Source organism: Rhodococcus sp. MSC1_016 (assembly GCF_023667485.2).
Lineage (GTDB): Bacteria > Actinomycetota > Actinomycetes > Mycobacteriales > Mycobacteriaceae > Rhodococcus_F > Rhodococcus_F oxybenzonivorans.
This window is the reverse complement of record NZ_JAMOZI020000001.1, coordinates 736,434-750,859: the sequence shown is the minus strand read 5'-3', so window position 1 is coordinate 750,859 and position 14,426 is coordinate 736,434. Positions and strand designations below refer to the sequence as shown.

Sequence of the window (14,426 nt, the reverse complement as noted above, 5' to 3'; positions counted from 1 at the left end):
CTCATATGATGAACGTCCGGCACCCCACCGCGAGTTCCCGTTCTTCGCTTCGGGTCGGACAATTCGGACTCTACCGGTGCCGCAGTGGCAGCCGCCAGACGAGTGCCCGGCGGCGCGGCGATCAGGCGATCGACCGGGTCACGGTGAATTTGGCGTTGCGGCCGACCACGTCGGTGCGCCCGACCAGCCGTTGCAGCCGGCCTCGATACCCGAGATGAGAGTTGTACACGGTCCACATTTCGCCACCGGAACGGAGTACCCGTCCCGCCTCGGCGAACATCTTGATGGCGACACCGGTGTGTACGGCCGCGCCGACGTGGAACGGTGGATTACAGAGGACGACGTCGCAGCTTCCGGTGGGCAGTGTCGACATCACGTCGTCGCGCAGTGTGCTCACCCGGTCGGCGACTCCGTTGACACGGGCCGTGGCCGAAGCGGATGCGACTGCGGCCGCCGACTGGTCGGTGGCGATGACCGAGATGCCGGGCCGCAGCCGAGCGAGGCTGACAGCCAGGATGCCGGTGCCGCAGCCGAGGTCGACGGCGGTCTGCGCGGCGGGGTTCACGCGCGGGAGGAAGTCGAGGAGGCACCGGGTACCGATGTCCAGTGTGGAACCGGCGAACGCGGCTCCGTGGGAGACGACATCGAGGCCGAGCTCGTCGATATGTTCGGTGACCGGGAAACTTGACCGAGCGGACGCCACCGGACCGCTCGCGATCAGCACCCGCGACTTCTGCCGCCCGAGTGTTGCCCGCACGGACGCGAACGAGCGGTGGAGCACCTCGTTCATCCCGGTGGAAATGTGCTTGTTCCGGCCGCCGGCGAAAACCACCACGCCGGGGTCGGCGTGACGCGCGATCGCCTCGGCGATCTCGGCGAGCTCGCTCAGGCTCCGCGGCAATTGCAGCAGGACCACGCGCGCACCCTCGAGTAGGTCCTGCCCGAGGGCGCACTGCCGATAGCACGACGTCAGACCTGCCGCCTCAGCGTTGCGGGCCAGCGCCTGCTCCCCCGTCAGCGGATCCTGGAACACCCGGATGCCGGTGGAGGCGTGCGTTACCGCGGCGCCGAGTGTGAGCGCACCGTAGTGGTCCCCGATCACGGCGACGGTTCCCGCAGGCGCGTCCGCTAGAGCGGTCGTGGCCTCGTCGAGGATCAGACGGTCTGCGGCGTCGACGGCCACCAGGTTCGGTGCCTCGACATCGGGGCGGCGCCGCAAGAGAGCGAACAGTGAATCACGGTCGAGCACGTTACTGCGACACCCACTCGACCACGTTGTCGACGCTTTCGCGGTGGGTACGGAATTGGTTGACCGGGTTTCCGGGGTCGGCGTAGCCGAACGAGACACCGCAGACGACTTTGCGCTCCTCCGACAGCGAGAAGAAGTCGCGGATATAGGGCGAACTACCTGCGAGCGCAGCCTGGGGAATGGTGGCGACCCCGAGGCTCTGCGCCGCGAGGAGAAAGCTGTCGACGTACAGGCCACAGTCGACCGCGCCGTAGGTTCCGAGCGCTTCATGGGTGGTGACGATCGCGACGTGCGGCGCCCCGAAAAGGTCGAAATTCTTCATGGTCTGTTCGGCCGAGGCCGTCCGGTCCCCGGCCGCTATGCCCACACTCGAATACAGCTGCATGGCACATTCCCGGCGACGCAGCTTGTGCTCACCCCGGTACTCGCGGGGAAAGTCGAAGTCCGATTCTTGCGGATGGCTGCGCACGTACTCTGCGAGTCCCGTACGGAACCGTTCGGTTCCTTCTCCCTCCGTGATCGCCACCTGCCACGGCTGCGTGTTGCACCACGACGGCGTCTGCTGCGCCAACTCGAGGATCCGCTCGATCACCTGACGCGGCACCTGATGGGGCAGAAAGGCCCGGCAACTGATCCGCTCGTCGAGAAGCGTGGCGAAAATGCCTGCGGCCGGGTTCGTGTCGGGTGCCGCAATTCCGGTGTCGGTCACGTAGAAATCTCCTCAGGTTCGCTCGCTCTCGAACACGCTCTCGGGAATGTGCGACCGCGATATGCTGGCGTCAGTGCACCGAGAAGGTGATGTCATGAGTGTGCCACGAGGCCCGGAAGGAGAAGCCGGGCCGACCGACTCGGATCCGCGAACAACTACGCGGGTCGCCGTCACCGACATCGTCGCAGAACTCTCGGCAGAAGGGTTCGACGATGCACGGGAGATCGGCCGGGGTGGGTTCGGGGTCGTCTACCGCTGCCTCCAGAGCGCCCTCGATCGCACAGTGGCCATCAAGGTTCTCTCGTCCGACCTGAGAGACGAGGATCGCGCGCGGTTCCTGCGCGAGCAGCGCGCGATGGGCAAGCTGTCCGGGCATCCCCACGTCGTCGACATCCTTCAATCGGGGGTGACGCCGAGCGGCAGGCCGTACATCGTGATGCCGTATCACCCGCGCGATTCACTCGAGGCCTGGGTACGCCACGAAGGACCCCTGCCCTGGGCGGAGGTGCTTCGGGTCGGGATCAAGTTGGCGGGGGCGCTCGAGACGGCGCATCGCGCGGGGACGCTGCACCGGGACGTCAAGCCGGCCAATATCCTGCTCACCGGCTACGGCGAACCCCAGCTCACCGACTTCGGCATCGCCCGCGTGTCGGGCGGATTCGAAACTACGTCGAGCATGATCACCGGTTCGCCCGCGTACACCGCGCCCGAGGTGCTCCGGGGTGAGCCCCCTTCCGTGGCGTCGGACGTGTACAGCCTCGGCGCCGCATTGTTCTGCCTCCTCACGGGACATGCTGCGTTCGAGCGCCGCAGCGGCGAGAGGCTCGTCGCGCAGTTCCTGCGGATCGCCACCCAACCTGTTCCGGATCTTCGGGGGGAAGACGTTCCGGACGACGTATGCTCCGCGATCGAACATGCCATGGCCGACGATCCGGCCGATCGTCCTGCAGGCGCAGCGGATTTCGGCCGAGAATTGCAGGAGGCGCAACGCAGGCACAATCTCGGCATCGACGAGATGGCACTGCCCTCCACGGTCGGCGAATTCCCGCGTGTGGAACAGTCGGCAACCCCGACCACTCAGTCGGCCGTGTCCGGACGCGGCCGCAGTTATCGCCGGCGCTCGGGCGCCACACCCCCCAGCGCCGCGGCTCGCTTCCGTCCGCCGACGCCGATGCGGTTGCTGGTGCCGCGGACCCGGCCGCTCGAGATGCTTCGACGAGGGCACCGCCGACGTCTGGCGTTGATCCACGCACCCGCCGGGTTCGGGAAGAGCACGGTCGCCGCGCAGTGGCGTGACGAACTCGTCCGCGAGGGCGCCGTCGTCGCCTGGCTGACCGTGGACAACGACGACAACAACGTCGTGTGGTTCCTGTCCCACCTCGTCGAGGCGATCCGCCGGGCCGATCCCTCGCTCGCCGACGAACTGGGGCCGGCACTCGAGGAGAACGGCGAGGATGCCGAGCGGTACGTGCTCACTTCGCTCGTCGACCAGATCCACGAAGGCCGGCGACACGTGGTGGTGATCATCGACGACTGGCACCGGGTGTCCGACCCGAAAACGATCGAGGCCATGGATTTTGTCCTCGAGAATGGTTGCCACCACCTCCAGATCGTGGTGACGAGCCGCACCCAGGTGGGACTTCCGCTGGCGAAGCTCCGCGTCCGGGACGAACTCGTGGAAATCGACAGCATGGCGTTACGTTTCGATCTCGGTGAGTCACAGCGATTCCTCGTCGACATCGGCGGACTCGAACTCGCCGACGCCGACGTCGAGGCGCTCGAGGAGACAACGGACGGATGGGTCGCGGCACTGCAACTGGCCTCCCTGTCGCTGCGGGACCGATCCGATCCCGGCGACCTCATCCGGCACATGTCGGGGCGGCATCACGCCATCGGTGAGTACCTGGCCGAAAACGTCCTGAGCACCCTCGAACCCGCGCTACTCGACTTCATGCTCGCGACCTCGATCACCGAGCGTGTCTGCGGCGACCTCGCGTCGGTGCTGGCGAATGTGCCGCGGGGGCAGGCTCTGCTCGAACAAGTCGAGTCACGGGACCTGTTCCTGAGGAGCCTCGACGACGACCGGGAGTGGTTCGAATACCATCACCTGTTCGCCGAGTACCTTCGCCGGCGCCTCGAACGTGATCAGCCCGAACGAGTTCCGGCGTTGCACCGCGCCGCCGCGCAATGGTTCGCCGACCACCACTACGTGAGCGATGCCGTCAATCACGCCCTGGCGACGGACGACCTCGACATGGCGGTGACCGTCGTCGAAACGCAGGGGATGCGCCTGGTCGAACACTCTCGAATGGTGGCCTTGCTGGGTTTGGTGGAGAAGCTGCCACCCACTGTCGTGGAGTCCAGCCCTCGCATTCAGATCGCCGTGGCGTGGGCGAGCATCCTGCTCCAGCGGGCGCCGGAAACCCTGCGCGCGCTCTCCCGCGTTGCTGCCGCCCTGGAACATTCCCCGCTGAGCGAGTCCGAGCGCGCGGACATCCGGTTGGAGGGCGACGTCATCAGGGCCGTCATCGAGGTGTCGGCGGATCGCGTCGCCAAGGTCCCCGAGCTGATCGCCGAGGTGTTCGCACGGCCGGAGGCCCTGCGCTCGTGGATCGTATCCGCCGCCGCCAATCTGGCGTCCGCCGTCGCCATCGCCAGATTCGAGTACGGGGAGGCCCGTCGCCTGCAGCAGTGGGCTATCCCCTACCACCGGCAAACCGTCGGCGCGTTCAACCAGATGTACGGCTACAGCTTCGCGGGCCTCGCCGCCATGGAGCAACTGGACATCGCTGCCGCCGAAGAAGATTTCCGGCTGGCCGTGCAGGTGGCGACGAAAGCGAGCGGTGAGCACTCGCACGCCGCACGACTTGCCGGAACGTTGCTCGGCGAATTGCTGTACGAGCAGGGTCATCTCGACGAGGCCGAGCGGCTGCTGGACGAAAGCTACGAGCTCGGCCGGGAGGGTGGGCTGGTCGACTTCATGATCGCCCGCTTCGTGACATCAGCCCGGTTGAAGGCCGGGCGCGGGGATTTCGCTTCGGCGGCCCGGCACCTGGACGAAGGAGCCACGGTGGCCACTACGCTGGGGCTTCCTCGACTCCTGGCCAGGGTTCAGAATGAGCGGGCTCGTCTCGGACTTCCACCGTCTCCGCCAGAGTCGCAACCGCCTGCGACGCCCCTGCGCCCACCCGATTTCGGTTATGCCGAGATAGTCGCGCAACTCGACGATGCGACCGCGATCCGCGGGCAAATGACGGATCAGCCCGGTATCGCGTGCGAACGCGCCGAAGCATGGGTGCGCCGAGTCGAAGCGCAGAACAGGCCGAGGGCGACTTTGCAGGCCAAGCGCCTTCTGGTGGCGTGCCTGGTTGCGGCAGACCGCGTCGACGAAGCCAAGCCGGTTCTGGCCGAGGTGGTCTCGACCTGCGCTCGAATCGGGTTCGTGCGCTATGTCGTCGACGGGGGCCCCCGAATGATCCCTCCGCTTGCCGCCCTGCTGGCGGACAAGCAGGGCGGACGCTGGCCAGCCGACTGGCCGGAGGTTTCCGCCGACTTCCTCGCCGCCGCGTTGGCAGGCCACACACCTCTGGAAAATTAGCGTTCGCTTTATTGACTACGTCAAGAAACGGTGATGCAGTGTGATCGTGGACACACACACTCGGCTGGCCGGCCTGCTCCGCGGTGCTTCGCTGCGAGTCACGGCGCCCCGGGTAGCGGTCCTCACCGAGGTCCATCGGCAACCGCACTCGGACGCCGACACCATCACGACCGGTGTGCGCAACCAGCTGGGTTCGGTGTCGACCCAGGCTGTCTACGACGTTTTGCGAGCCCTCACCGAAGCCGGGCTGATCCGTCGTATCGAACCGCCCGGATCCCCGGCTCGCTACGAGACCAGAGTCGGTGACAACCACCACCACGTCGTGTGCCGAAAGTGCGGTTCGATACGCGACATCGACTGTTCCGTAGGCGAAGCACCCTGCCTGACACCCGATTCCAACCACGGTTTCGTCATCGACGAAGCCGAGGTTCTCTATTGGGGCACCTGCCCCGACTGCCACGCGCACGCGTCGGCCACCAGTGGGTGACGAATTCGAGGAAACAAGCAGCGCCGATCCAGCGCGGTACCGGCCTTTCGCCACGACGGCACCGCCGGACGACCTATCGTGGAACGGTTGATGCTGCCTGCCGAAAGGTTGCTCGCATGTGCCGGTTGTTCGGTTTGTCCGCTGCTCCACATCGTGTCCGTGCGTCGTTCTGGTTGCTCGATGCGCCGGACAGCCTGACGCAGCAGAGTCACCGGGAACCGGACGGCACCGGGCTGGGGACGTTCGCCGAAGACGGCACTCCGGTGGTGGAGAAACAGCCGCTGGCCGCCTATGAGGACACCGAGTTCGCACAGGAAGTGAAGCATCGGTATTCGAGTACGTTCGTCGCGCACATACGGTTCGCCACCACGGGCGAACTGTTGCCGGCGAACACGCACCCGTTCACACTGCGCGGCCGAATCTTCGCGCACAACGGCGTGATCGGAAATCTGGCGGCTCTCGACACCGAATTGGGCCCCGACCTGGACCTTGTGGAGGGTGACACCGATTCGGAGCGCTTCTTCGCCCTCGTGACCCGGCACATCGACCGGAACGGTGGTGACGTCACGGCCGGGCTCAGCACAGCGGCGCAGTGGGTGGCGGACAATCTGCCCGTCTACGCCCTCAACCTGGTGCTCACCACCCCGGAGGAACTCTGGGCGCTGCGCTATCCGGACACGCACGACCTCCTGGTTCTCGAGCGGCGACCCGGTGGCCCGAGCGGAAGCAGGCATCTGCAACACACCAGCAGCTCAGGCCGAGTCCGGGCCCGGTCCGAGCACCTCGCTCAGCATCCCGCGGTGATCGTCGCGAGCGAACAGATGGATGAGGACCCGGGTTGGACCCCGCTACGGCCGGGCGAGCTGCTGCACGTCGACCGGAACCTCACAGTCAGCCGCGAGGTGGTCCTCGACCGACCACCCCGCGACCTCATTCATCTCGATGACCTCGACAGCCGGGCAGCCGCCGCGCAGCACGAAAACTAGCGAGCAAGCACCTACTGCGCGGAGAGACCCGGCTGGGTGTCGATCCGGCTGGGTCCGCCGTTGAAGGTGCCCGCCTTCCCGAAGGACCATTCGCCGTCCTTGCCACAGACCAACACCCCGTTGCGGTCACCCGGGTTCGCGTAACCGATAACGGTGGTGTTGCCGTTGGCGTCGTCCTGCACGATGGGGCACCCCTTTCCGGGGCCGTTGTTGGGGTCGACGGGGACGGCATTGGCCGTGGTTGCCGCACCCAGAGCGCCGAGGATCGGCAGGGCTGCGAAAGCGAGAGCGGCAATGGTTCGGCGGGTGTTGATCATTCGGTCTCCAGAAGATGTCGGGTAGGTGTCTTGCTGACAGGTACTACTGTGCCGATTGCGGCGCACGGTTTTAAGCAACCCCAGGGGTGGGATCCGCTCACCTACCGCGTTTGCCGCACACGCCTTCAGCGCACCTACTCTGCCCAGTACTCCAGCATCGGTTCGCTTGCGAGTTGGTTCGACCCCTCGGTGATGACGAGAGCGTCCGGAGACAGCGAATACTGCACACCCGCATTGGTGACCGCGAAACCGGTGGCGGTGCGCACGGGATCGTCGATCTCGACGGATGCCCCGTCACTCAGTCGCACACCCTTGTAGTAGAGCCGGCCCACGCCGGTCTCACAAATGACGACGAGCGACTGTGTGGTGCGGCCGAGCGCCACCGCCGGGTTCGACGAGTTGCAGCGCGCACCCGACACCCCCACGAATCCCTGACCGTCCGTCCCCGACGACTGTGGCGGCGGCGCACCGGTTCTGGCCGGATTCGCGCTCGGAGTGAGGCGCACATTCTGAACGGTGACCGCGACGTCACCGGGGAGAATCGTCAGGTAGCCGTCGCCCTGCACGATGCCATTCGCGATGATGCACTCGAAGTCGCCCGTCAGGCAGGACAACCGTTCCCAGTACCCGTGCGAAGCAGTCGGACTGACGACGTACTCGCCGGGCTGAATGTCGGCGCCGACCTTGAAGGTCCCATTGTCGGGTAGGGATTTCGGCGTCGGCGGAAGGGCCGCAGCCGGGGGCGGCTGCACCGGGACGGGCTGCACCTGGGCGGCGACGGAGGAGCTCGGAGGTGGCACGGTTGTGGCCGCGGGAATCGCGCGGGGATCGTTTTGACCACTGCAGCCGACGAGACAGAGCAACAGGGCAGGCACCACGATCGAGAGCGTCTTCACCAGGTCAACCTCAGCAGTATCGGGTCCCACGCACGAACGGCGCAGCTACTCGATTGGTCGGTCGACCTCCGCGGAACGTTACGTGCCGTTGTTCGTACATCCAGCGAAGCCGAATTCGAGATGACATACTCCCGGTGGTTCTCGTCTCGTCTCGTCCCGGTCACCGAGTTCTCCGGAAGGACACACCGATGAACGTTCCTCTTGCCGCCCGATCCGTAGGAATCGCCGCCGCCGTCACCGCCCTCGGCCTTTTTGTAGCACCGACCGCGTCCGCGGAACCCGACGACGTCACGGTCGACATCGTCGGAGACGACAATGCGGTGGTGATGGGAGTGCGGTACGACGCCCCCGGGGCCGTCGTCTGCATCATGGCCGTCGTACCCGAAGACGGCACCGTTGCTGTGGCGACGGTCGGCCCCACCATCGTGATGGACGGAGACGACGTCGACCTGAAGGCCGCCGTCGAGCCCGGCGACTACACGGTGCAGTGGAGTTGCTCGAGCGTGCCGGCGTTCGAGCAGTGGGGTACCACTCCCCCGATGACCACCGGCACCGCGACGCCCGTCGCCGTCACCGTGACCGGAACGCCGGGGTCCGGCGGCTCCGGGAACCCGTTCGGAAGCTGACATGCGATCAACAAACCGCTGGTGAGCGGGCTGAGCCAGATATTTCCCGGGCGGGGCGTAACGAAATAGGTGTGAACGCGGATTCTCTCTATGGAATCCCGCAACGGACAGGAACCCACCGCCATGTCGACCGTCACTCATATCGATACCGCCCGCGCCCGCCGCTCCCGTAAGGTTCTCTTCATCGGGAACCCCACCGGATACAACGAGGTGTCGCAGTGGGCGATGGTCAAGCAGTCCCTGGTGGCGGACGGATTCGAGCCGGTCCGGACCATCGACGGCCCCACCCTCTGCGCGATCGTCACCGATGACGTACTCGACGCCGCCGGCTCACCGCACGACGCACGAACCATCGAGCACGCCCGCGAGCAGGGTGTGCAGTGCATCAGCGTGACCGACACCACCCGAATCTGGCAGGCCACCGCCCGCGTCCGCGCCCGCATCGCCCAGAACGCCCCCGCCGCACGGGTCAGCCCGCACCACCAAGGGGCCTGACGGCCTACGCAGAGACCTGGCCGTTTACTGTGCCCCCAGTCGGACTCGAACCGACACTGTGCGGATCAAGTCCCCGGAAGTGGATCCGCGTGAACTCCACTGGACTCGATATCTGTTTATTCGCAACGTATTTCGTACATGCTCGTCCGTGCCGATCCATCTCCGTTCGTACCGACTTCTGACACCTCGCGCAACAAACTGTGCGGGTGTCCGCGACGATTGTCGGTCGCAAGTATGGTCGAGAAATGACTGTGCGAGCAGGTGTGGTGGTCACGGGTACAGAAGTCCTGGCCGGTCGAGTCACCGACAAGAACGGCCCGTGGGTGGCCCAGCGACTACTCGAAATGGGAGTGGACGTCGCACACATCACGATCTGCGGTGACCGGCCCGATGACCTGACCGCACAACTACAATTTCTCGCGGATCAGCACGTCGACTTGATCGTCACGACCGGGGGCTTGGGTCCGACCGCCGACGATCTCACCGTGGCGACCGTTGCCGCTCTGTACGGCCGCGAATTACACCTCGACGAGAAACTCGAGCAACGCATCCACGCAATCGTGCAGCGATGGCGAAGCCGACTGAGTGCTGCAACCGACTCCGAGCCACTACGGGCAGGTATCCGCAAGCAGGCAATGGTTCCGAAGGGCGCGCATTCCATTCCTCCGACCGGAACCGCCCCCGGTGTCGCGATACCTGCCAACGACTCCGGGACACTGCCCGCTGTCCTGATACTGCCCGGCCCGCCTCGTGAACTGCAGACGATGTGGCCAGCGGCACTCGACAGCGCGCCGATCGTCGAGGTCTTGGCCCAGCGCGCGCAGATCCGTCAAAACACCATCCGCGCGTACGGTCTGTCCGAAGCCGACCTCGCCGCGACACTGCGGACCGCAGAGCGCCAGATCACGGGATTCGACGACCTCGAGATCACCACCTGCCTGCGGCTCGGAGAGCTCGAAATGGTGACCCGCTACGCAGAGTCGGCGGCAACCGCATACACGGAACTCGCAGGTCTTATCGACGAACATCACGGCTCACAGGTCTTCTCGATTGACGGGTCCACCATCGACGACATCGTGGCGAACCGGTTGGCCGGCCATCGAATCGCCACAGCAGAATCGTGCACGGGTGGCATGATCGCCGCACGTCTCACCGATCGCGCAGGCTCGTCGGCCTACGTCATCGGCGCGGTGGTGTCCTACGCGAACGCGGTCAAGTCGGACCTTCTGGACGTTTCCGCCGAGATCATCGAAGAACACGGCGCCGTGAGCGAGCGGGTGGCGGCCATGATGGCAGAAGGCGTGCTGAGCAGACTGGGCGTCGACATCGCGGTATCTACCAGTGGCATCGCAGGACCAGGGGGTGGCACCGATCTCAAACCGGTCGGCACTGTCTGCTTCGCGATCGCCTCCACGGAGCGACCGACCGTCACCCGTACACTCCGGCTCCCCGGCGACCGCGCAAGCGTACGTGCGCTTTCCACCACCGCGGCCATGCACATGCTCGCCGACGCATTGGGGCCTGCCCAATAAGCGAAATCGCTTACGCGAGGTGATCAAACAGTAGTTACGTGCCCCCAGTCGGACTCGAACCGACACTGTGCGGATTTTAAGTCCGTCCGATGGGCGAGCTGAGACGAGGCGGAACGCGGCGACCAGCCGCTTTGCACCCCTGAGCGAGCCAGAAGAATGCCCGGCGCGGCACGAGTTGTGACAACTCGGTGACAACTTTCGTGCGCGACCGAGCCCTTCGCCTTGCTCCCCGCTAGAAATCAGAAATCCCCCCGCAGGTGTACGGACCTACGAGGGGACCTATCAGCCAGGAGCACCCGGCCATGACAATTCTTTCACGCCTGCCCGATGTCGCAGCGACTCCCGCTCGCGCGACCGCCGTCGGCGCGGTCGCCGTCACTTCCCTCGCATCGTGGATGAGCTTCACCTCGCTGTCCGATCTCGCCGTCCACAACGGAATCGCGGATCACCAGAGCGCCGCGTTTCCGTTGATCGTCGACGGCCTCACAATCGTGTCGACCATCGCCGCCGCGACCCTCTCGAAGGGTTGGCCGCGGGCCTACGCGTGGATGCTGCTGGTGCTCGGCACCGCAGTCTCCGTCGCTGGGAACTCGGCACACGCCGTCACCAACGGAGGGGGCCCGATCGCGGTCGCCATCTCCGTCATTCCGCCGCTCGTTCAGCTCGCCAGCATCCACCTCGCCATCACGCTGGCGCACGAGGAATCGCCGCGAACACCCATGCCGTCCGCAGCACCTGAGCCCGTCACAGAGGAGGTCGACGAGGAGCTGCTCGCCGCGGCTTGAAACCGCCCGGCCGGTAAACCCAGCGCACTGCCACTCAGCCCTCGACCGCACGCGGTCGGGGGCCGGCGGCGCATGCTTCCCGCGCGCCGTGCGCGCGCTAGAGATCCTCCCGGGCGCCCGGCCCCCTACGCTGCAGACATCACGGGCGACGAGACCACCGGTCCGTCTGCGGAGCGGCCACCCGTGCACGGCGGCGTCCGCACCGTCGCCCCGCACTCGCGGCAGTAGTGCGACCGATGGCCACCATTGCTGGCGGAGTCACAGGCACATACCTCCCAGCCGACGATGCATGTGTTCGGCCCGAGTGAGTGCCCATTCGGACAACAGCGTGGCGCGGGCTCGACGGACTTCATGACGAAAGCTTCGCACACACGTTCGAAGTTTGATACCGTCCATTTCGCCCCGGCGAGGAGGGAAGCCGAGCCGGGGCCTCAAGAAGTAAGTGACACCCGACGATTCATTCACTTGGCCGATACCGACCAACCAGTCTGTCTGGTTCGATTCGCCCCATGACGACAAGTGAAGAGCCTGCAGGATTCTGGAGTTACGTCCACGCCGACAACGATGCGGAGCACGGACGTATTCTCCGACTATGTCAGCTGATCGAAGCGGAGTATTCGCTGATCACAGGCAACGAGATCCACATGTTTGTCGACAGGACCGACATTGGTTGGGGCGACAAGTGGCGCAAGACCATCGACGACGCGCTGGCCGCGACCACGTTCTTCATTCCGATCGTCACCGCTCGATACCTTCAGCGGACGGAGTGCAGGCGTGAGCTCATCCAGTTCTCAAAGCACGCTGAGAGGCGCGGGGTAAAGGAACTCCTGCTTCCAATCTTGTACTCCGCGGTGTCAGACCTCGAGGAGAATTCAGAGGATGAGGTGGAGGCGATTATCGCCTCCACCCAGTACGAAAATTGGACAGCGCTGCGACTTGAGGAGGAGCACAGCGCCAAGTACCGAACGTCCATCAACAAGCTGGCTCTTCGCCTCGCCGAGATTGCGGAGACGATCGCAGAGCGACCGGAAATTATCGACGTCGGATCTGAAATCGACTTACTAGATGATGAAGATGCCGATAACGCTCCGGGCATTCTCGACAGCATGGCCGAGGTGGAAGAACTGTTCCCAGTTTGGACGAAAACTATTGAGACGCTTACGTCGGAGATCAACGAGATTGGCGACATCTTCACCGAGTACGCGCCGCAAATGCAATCCGCAGGACAGGCGGGACGGTCAGCGGGCGCCTCAGCCAAACTCGCAGTTGCGCGACGCCTGGCAGGCGAATTAAACCCAATCGCCGACCGGATCATTTCGACTGGTTCGCAATATGCCGATCAGACGCTCAGGATGGACGGGGCGATTTCCGGAATCCTGCTGAGTGTCGCCAACGATTCGACTTATGACAGAGATGGATTCAAGACCTTTGCCACCGGCATTCGACAACTTCGCGACGCTGGCGAAAAAGCGATCCATGCGCTCGATGGCGTACACGAAAGCGCGCAGAATGTCGGGTCGATGAGTCGTGACCTGCGTAAGCCTCTTGGAAAGATCGCACGAGCGATCCAGCGGTTTACTGATGGCCAAGGCTTGTTCGATGAGTGGGTCCGCCGAATCGACGAGATCGAGGGGTGATCGCGGTAGATTCCCTGAGGTCGTCTGGTTTGATACGCGCATGATCACACCGACACCCGACGCCGATCGGGACCCGGATGCTGCTTGGCAAGATGGCTACGACCTAGGCGTCGAACACGGCAAGACTCTCGCCGAAGGCCCATCGCCCTGGCGGTGGGCGCTACTCGGTGGCGGTGTGGTTGCGGTTGTCGCCGCAGTCGCCATTGCCGCAGTCGCAGTGATCGGGAGCGACGATTCCCCGCCTGCCTCCGCCCCGGCGGCAGCGGTTTCCGAAGGCTCGCCAACCTCGGTCGCGCCATCGACAACTGCGAGCAGACCTGCATTGGCACAGGTCGGACAGCGCGTCCAGAATGGCGGCGTTGCGATCACCATTAACTCGGTAAGCGCCACCACCTCAATCTCATACCAGGTCGAGGGATACCGAGGGCAGTTCTCGCCGGAGAACGCACGGCCGGGCGGCCAGTTCGTCAGCGTGCGCGCGACCGTCGAGAACGTTGGGCAGATTTCAATGGACTTGACCTGCGGCTACCCGATCGGGAACAAACTGATCGATTCCAACGACCGCCAATTCGACACCTACGACAGCCTCTACCGGGTCGAGGGAAATCCGGGCTGCAATGACAACCTGCAGCCGGGATTCTCGAGTGAGATGACATGGGTCTATGAGCTCCCACTGACCTCAACGCCGACGATGTTCGGCTTCTACGACTCCGAGACACAGTCGGTCTCGAACGTGAAGTTCATCGACTTGGGTTCCGTTCCGCCGGCGAAGTGATCGTCATCCTCTAGACGCGCCAAATGCCCCCATCCTCGCGAAGAGGATGGGGGCGTTTGTCGTGTAACGAGATCGTCGGTTGAAGCGGTGTCAGTGGTGCCCCGTCGGTCGCGTCAGTCGTGTTTCGCGCCGGCGGGGCCCGCCCATTGTGTGGGTTTATGGGCGGGTCATTCGCGTGGTGGATTGGCGCGGTGATGCCCGCGCAGGGAGAATCCTCGCCATGCCGAGATGCACAGGTTTCGTGTCGTGATTAACGCGACGACTCCCGTCCACCTGCTTCACCTCCTGGCCGGGGAGGTGAAGCATCACGCCGGAACCGCGGCGCACCTCGGCC

13 protein-coding genes are annotated in these 14,426 nt (G+C 64.9%); 9 read left to right on the top strand and 4 right to left on the bottom strand.

Annotation, left to right across the window (positions count from 1 at the left end; genetic code table 11):
- Window positions 1–121: 121 nt before the first annotated feature.
- The gene (locus L1080_RS03480) at window positions 122–1,249 is read right to left on the bottom strand and encodes a class I SAM-dependent methyltransferase (protein WP_250776315.1); all 1,128 of its coding nucleotides are present in this window, start codon (window positions 1,247–1,249) and stop codon (window positions 122–124) included.
- Window position 1,250: 1 nt separating this feature from the next.
- Window positions 1,251–1,958: a nitroreductase gene (locus L1080_RS03475; RefSeq protein ID WP_250776317.1), complete on the bottom strand. Its 708-nt coding sequence runs from the start codon at window positions 1,956–1,958 to the stop codon at window positions 1,251–1,253.
- A gap of 100 nt (window positions 1,959–2,058) precedes the next feature.
- Here L1080_RS03475 and L1080_RS03470 point away from each other — a divergent pair, with 100 nt between their 5' ends.
- From L1080_RS03470 to L1080_RS03460, 3 genes are all read left to right on the top strand, one after another.
- Window positions 2,059–5,556, top strand: a complete 3,498-nt coding sequence (locus L1080_RS03470; protein WP_308202201.1) for a protein kinase domain-containing protein — start codon at window positions 2,059–2,061, stop codon at window positions 5,554–5,556.
- Between the two features lie 46 nt (window positions 5,557–5,602).
- Complete coding sequence (locus tag L1080_RS03465; RefSeq protein ID WP_250776322.1) at window positions 5,603–6,043, top strand: Fur family transcriptional regulator; 441 nt, start codon at window positions 5,603–5,605, stop codon at window positions 6,041–6,043.
- Window positions 6,044–6,159: 116 nt separating this feature from the next.
- The gene (locus L1080_RS03460) at window positions 6,160–7,029 is read left to right on the top strand and encodes a class II glutamine amidotransferase (RefSeq protein WP_250776323.1); all 870 of its coding nucleotides are present in this window, start codon (window positions 6,160–6,162) and stop codon (window positions 7,027–7,029) included.
- A gap of 11 nt (window positions 7,030–7,040) precedes the next feature.
- Here L1080_RS03460 and L1080_RS03455 read toward each other — a convergent pair whose 3' ends face one another.
- Both L1080_RS03455 and L1080_RS03450 read right to left on the bottom strand, forming a co-directional pair.
- Window positions 7,041–7,346 carry a hypothetical protein gene (locus L1080_RS03455; protein WP_109332254.1) on the bottom strand — a complete coding sequence of 102 codons (306 nt, stop codon included), beginning with the start codon at window positions 7,344–7,346 and terminating at the stop codon, window positions 7,041–7,043.
- A gap of 134 nt (window positions 7,347–7,480) precedes the next feature.
- Window positions 7,481–8,242: a hypothetical protein gene (locus L1080_RS03450; RefSeq protein ID WP_250776325.1), complete on the bottom strand. Its 762-nt coding sequence runs from the start codon at window positions 8,240–8,242 to the stop codon at window positions 7,481–7,483.
- 188 nt (window positions 8,243–8,430) lie between these two features.
- Here L1080_RS03450 and L1080_RS03445 point away from each other — a divergent pair, with 188 nt between their 5' ends.
- From L1080_RS03445 to L1080_RS03420, 6 genes are all read left to right on the top strand, one after another.
- Entirely contained in the window at window positions 8,431–8,868 is a 438-nt protein-coding gene (locus L1080_RS03445; protein WP_250776327.1) for a hypothetical protein, read from the top strand.
- 123 nt (window positions 8,869–8,991) lie between these two features.
- The gene (locus tag L1080_RS03440; RefSeq protein ID WP_250776329.1) at window positions 8,992–9,363 is read left to right on the top strand and encodes a hypothetical protein; all 372 of its coding nucleotides are present in this window, start codon (window positions 8,992–8,994) and stop codon (window positions 9,361–9,363) included.
- A 245-nt stretch (window positions 9,364–9,608) separates the two neighbouring features.
- Window positions 9,609–10,895 (top strand): competence/damage-inducible protein A, encoded by a 1,287-nt coding sequence (locus tag L1080_RS03435; RefSeq protein WP_250776330.1) that lies wholly within the window; start codon window positions 9,609–9,611, stop codon window positions 10,893–10,895.
- A gap of 302 nt (window positions 10,896–11,197) precedes the next feature.
- Window positions 11,198–11,680, top strand: a complete 483-nt coding sequence (locus L1080_RS03430) for a DUF2637 domain-containing protein (protein WP_250776332.1) — start codon at window positions 11,198–11,200, stop codon at window positions 11,678–11,680.
- A gap of 509 nt (window positions 11,681–12,189) precedes the next feature.
- Window positions 12,190–13,317: a TIR domain-containing protein gene (locus L1080_RS03425; RefSeq protein WP_250776334.1), complete on the top strand. Its 1,128-nt coding sequence runs from the start codon at window positions 12,190–12,192 to the stop codon at window positions 13,315–13,317.
- Between the two features lie 322 nt (window positions 13,318–13,639).
- Window positions 13,640–14,092, top strand: coding sequence for a DUF4352 domain-containing protein (locus L1080_RS03420; RefSeq protein WP_250776336.1), 453 nt, complete (start codon window positions 13,640–13,642; stop codon window positions 14,090–14,092).
- Window positions 14,093–14,426: the final 334 nt, after the last annotated feature.

Excerpts from the sequence above, each read along its gene's own strand:
- L1080_RS03460 (WP_250776323.1), top strand. The coding sequence starts at position 6,160 with ATGTGCCGGTTGTTCGGTTTGTCCGCTGCTCCACATCGTGTCCGTGCG.
- L1080_RS03455 (WP_109332254.1), bottom strand. The coding sequence starts at position 7,346 with ATGATCAACACCCGCCGAACCATTGCCGCTCTCGCTTTCGCAGCCCTG.
- L1080_RS03445 (WP_250776327.1), top strand. The coding sequence starts at position 8,431 with ATGAACGTTCCTCTTGCCGCCCGATCCGTAGGAATCGCCGCCGCCGTC.
- L1080_RS03440 (WP_250776329.1), top strand. The coding sequence starts at position 8,992 with ATGTCGACCGTCACTCATATCGATACCGCCCGCGCCCGCCGCTCCCGT.
- L1080_RS03435 (WP_250776330.1), top strand. The coding sequence starts at position 9,609 with ATGACTGTGCGAGCAGGTGTGGTGGTCACGGGTACAGAAGTCCTGGCC.
- L1080_RS03430 (WP_250776332.1), top strand. The coding sequence starts at position 11,198 with ATGACAATTCTTTCACGCCTGCCCGATGTCGCAGCGACTCCCGCTCGC.
- L1080_RS03425 (WP_250776334.1), top strand. The coding sequence starts at position 12,190 with ATGACGACAAGTGAAGAGCCTGCAGGATTCTGGAGTTACGTCCACGCC.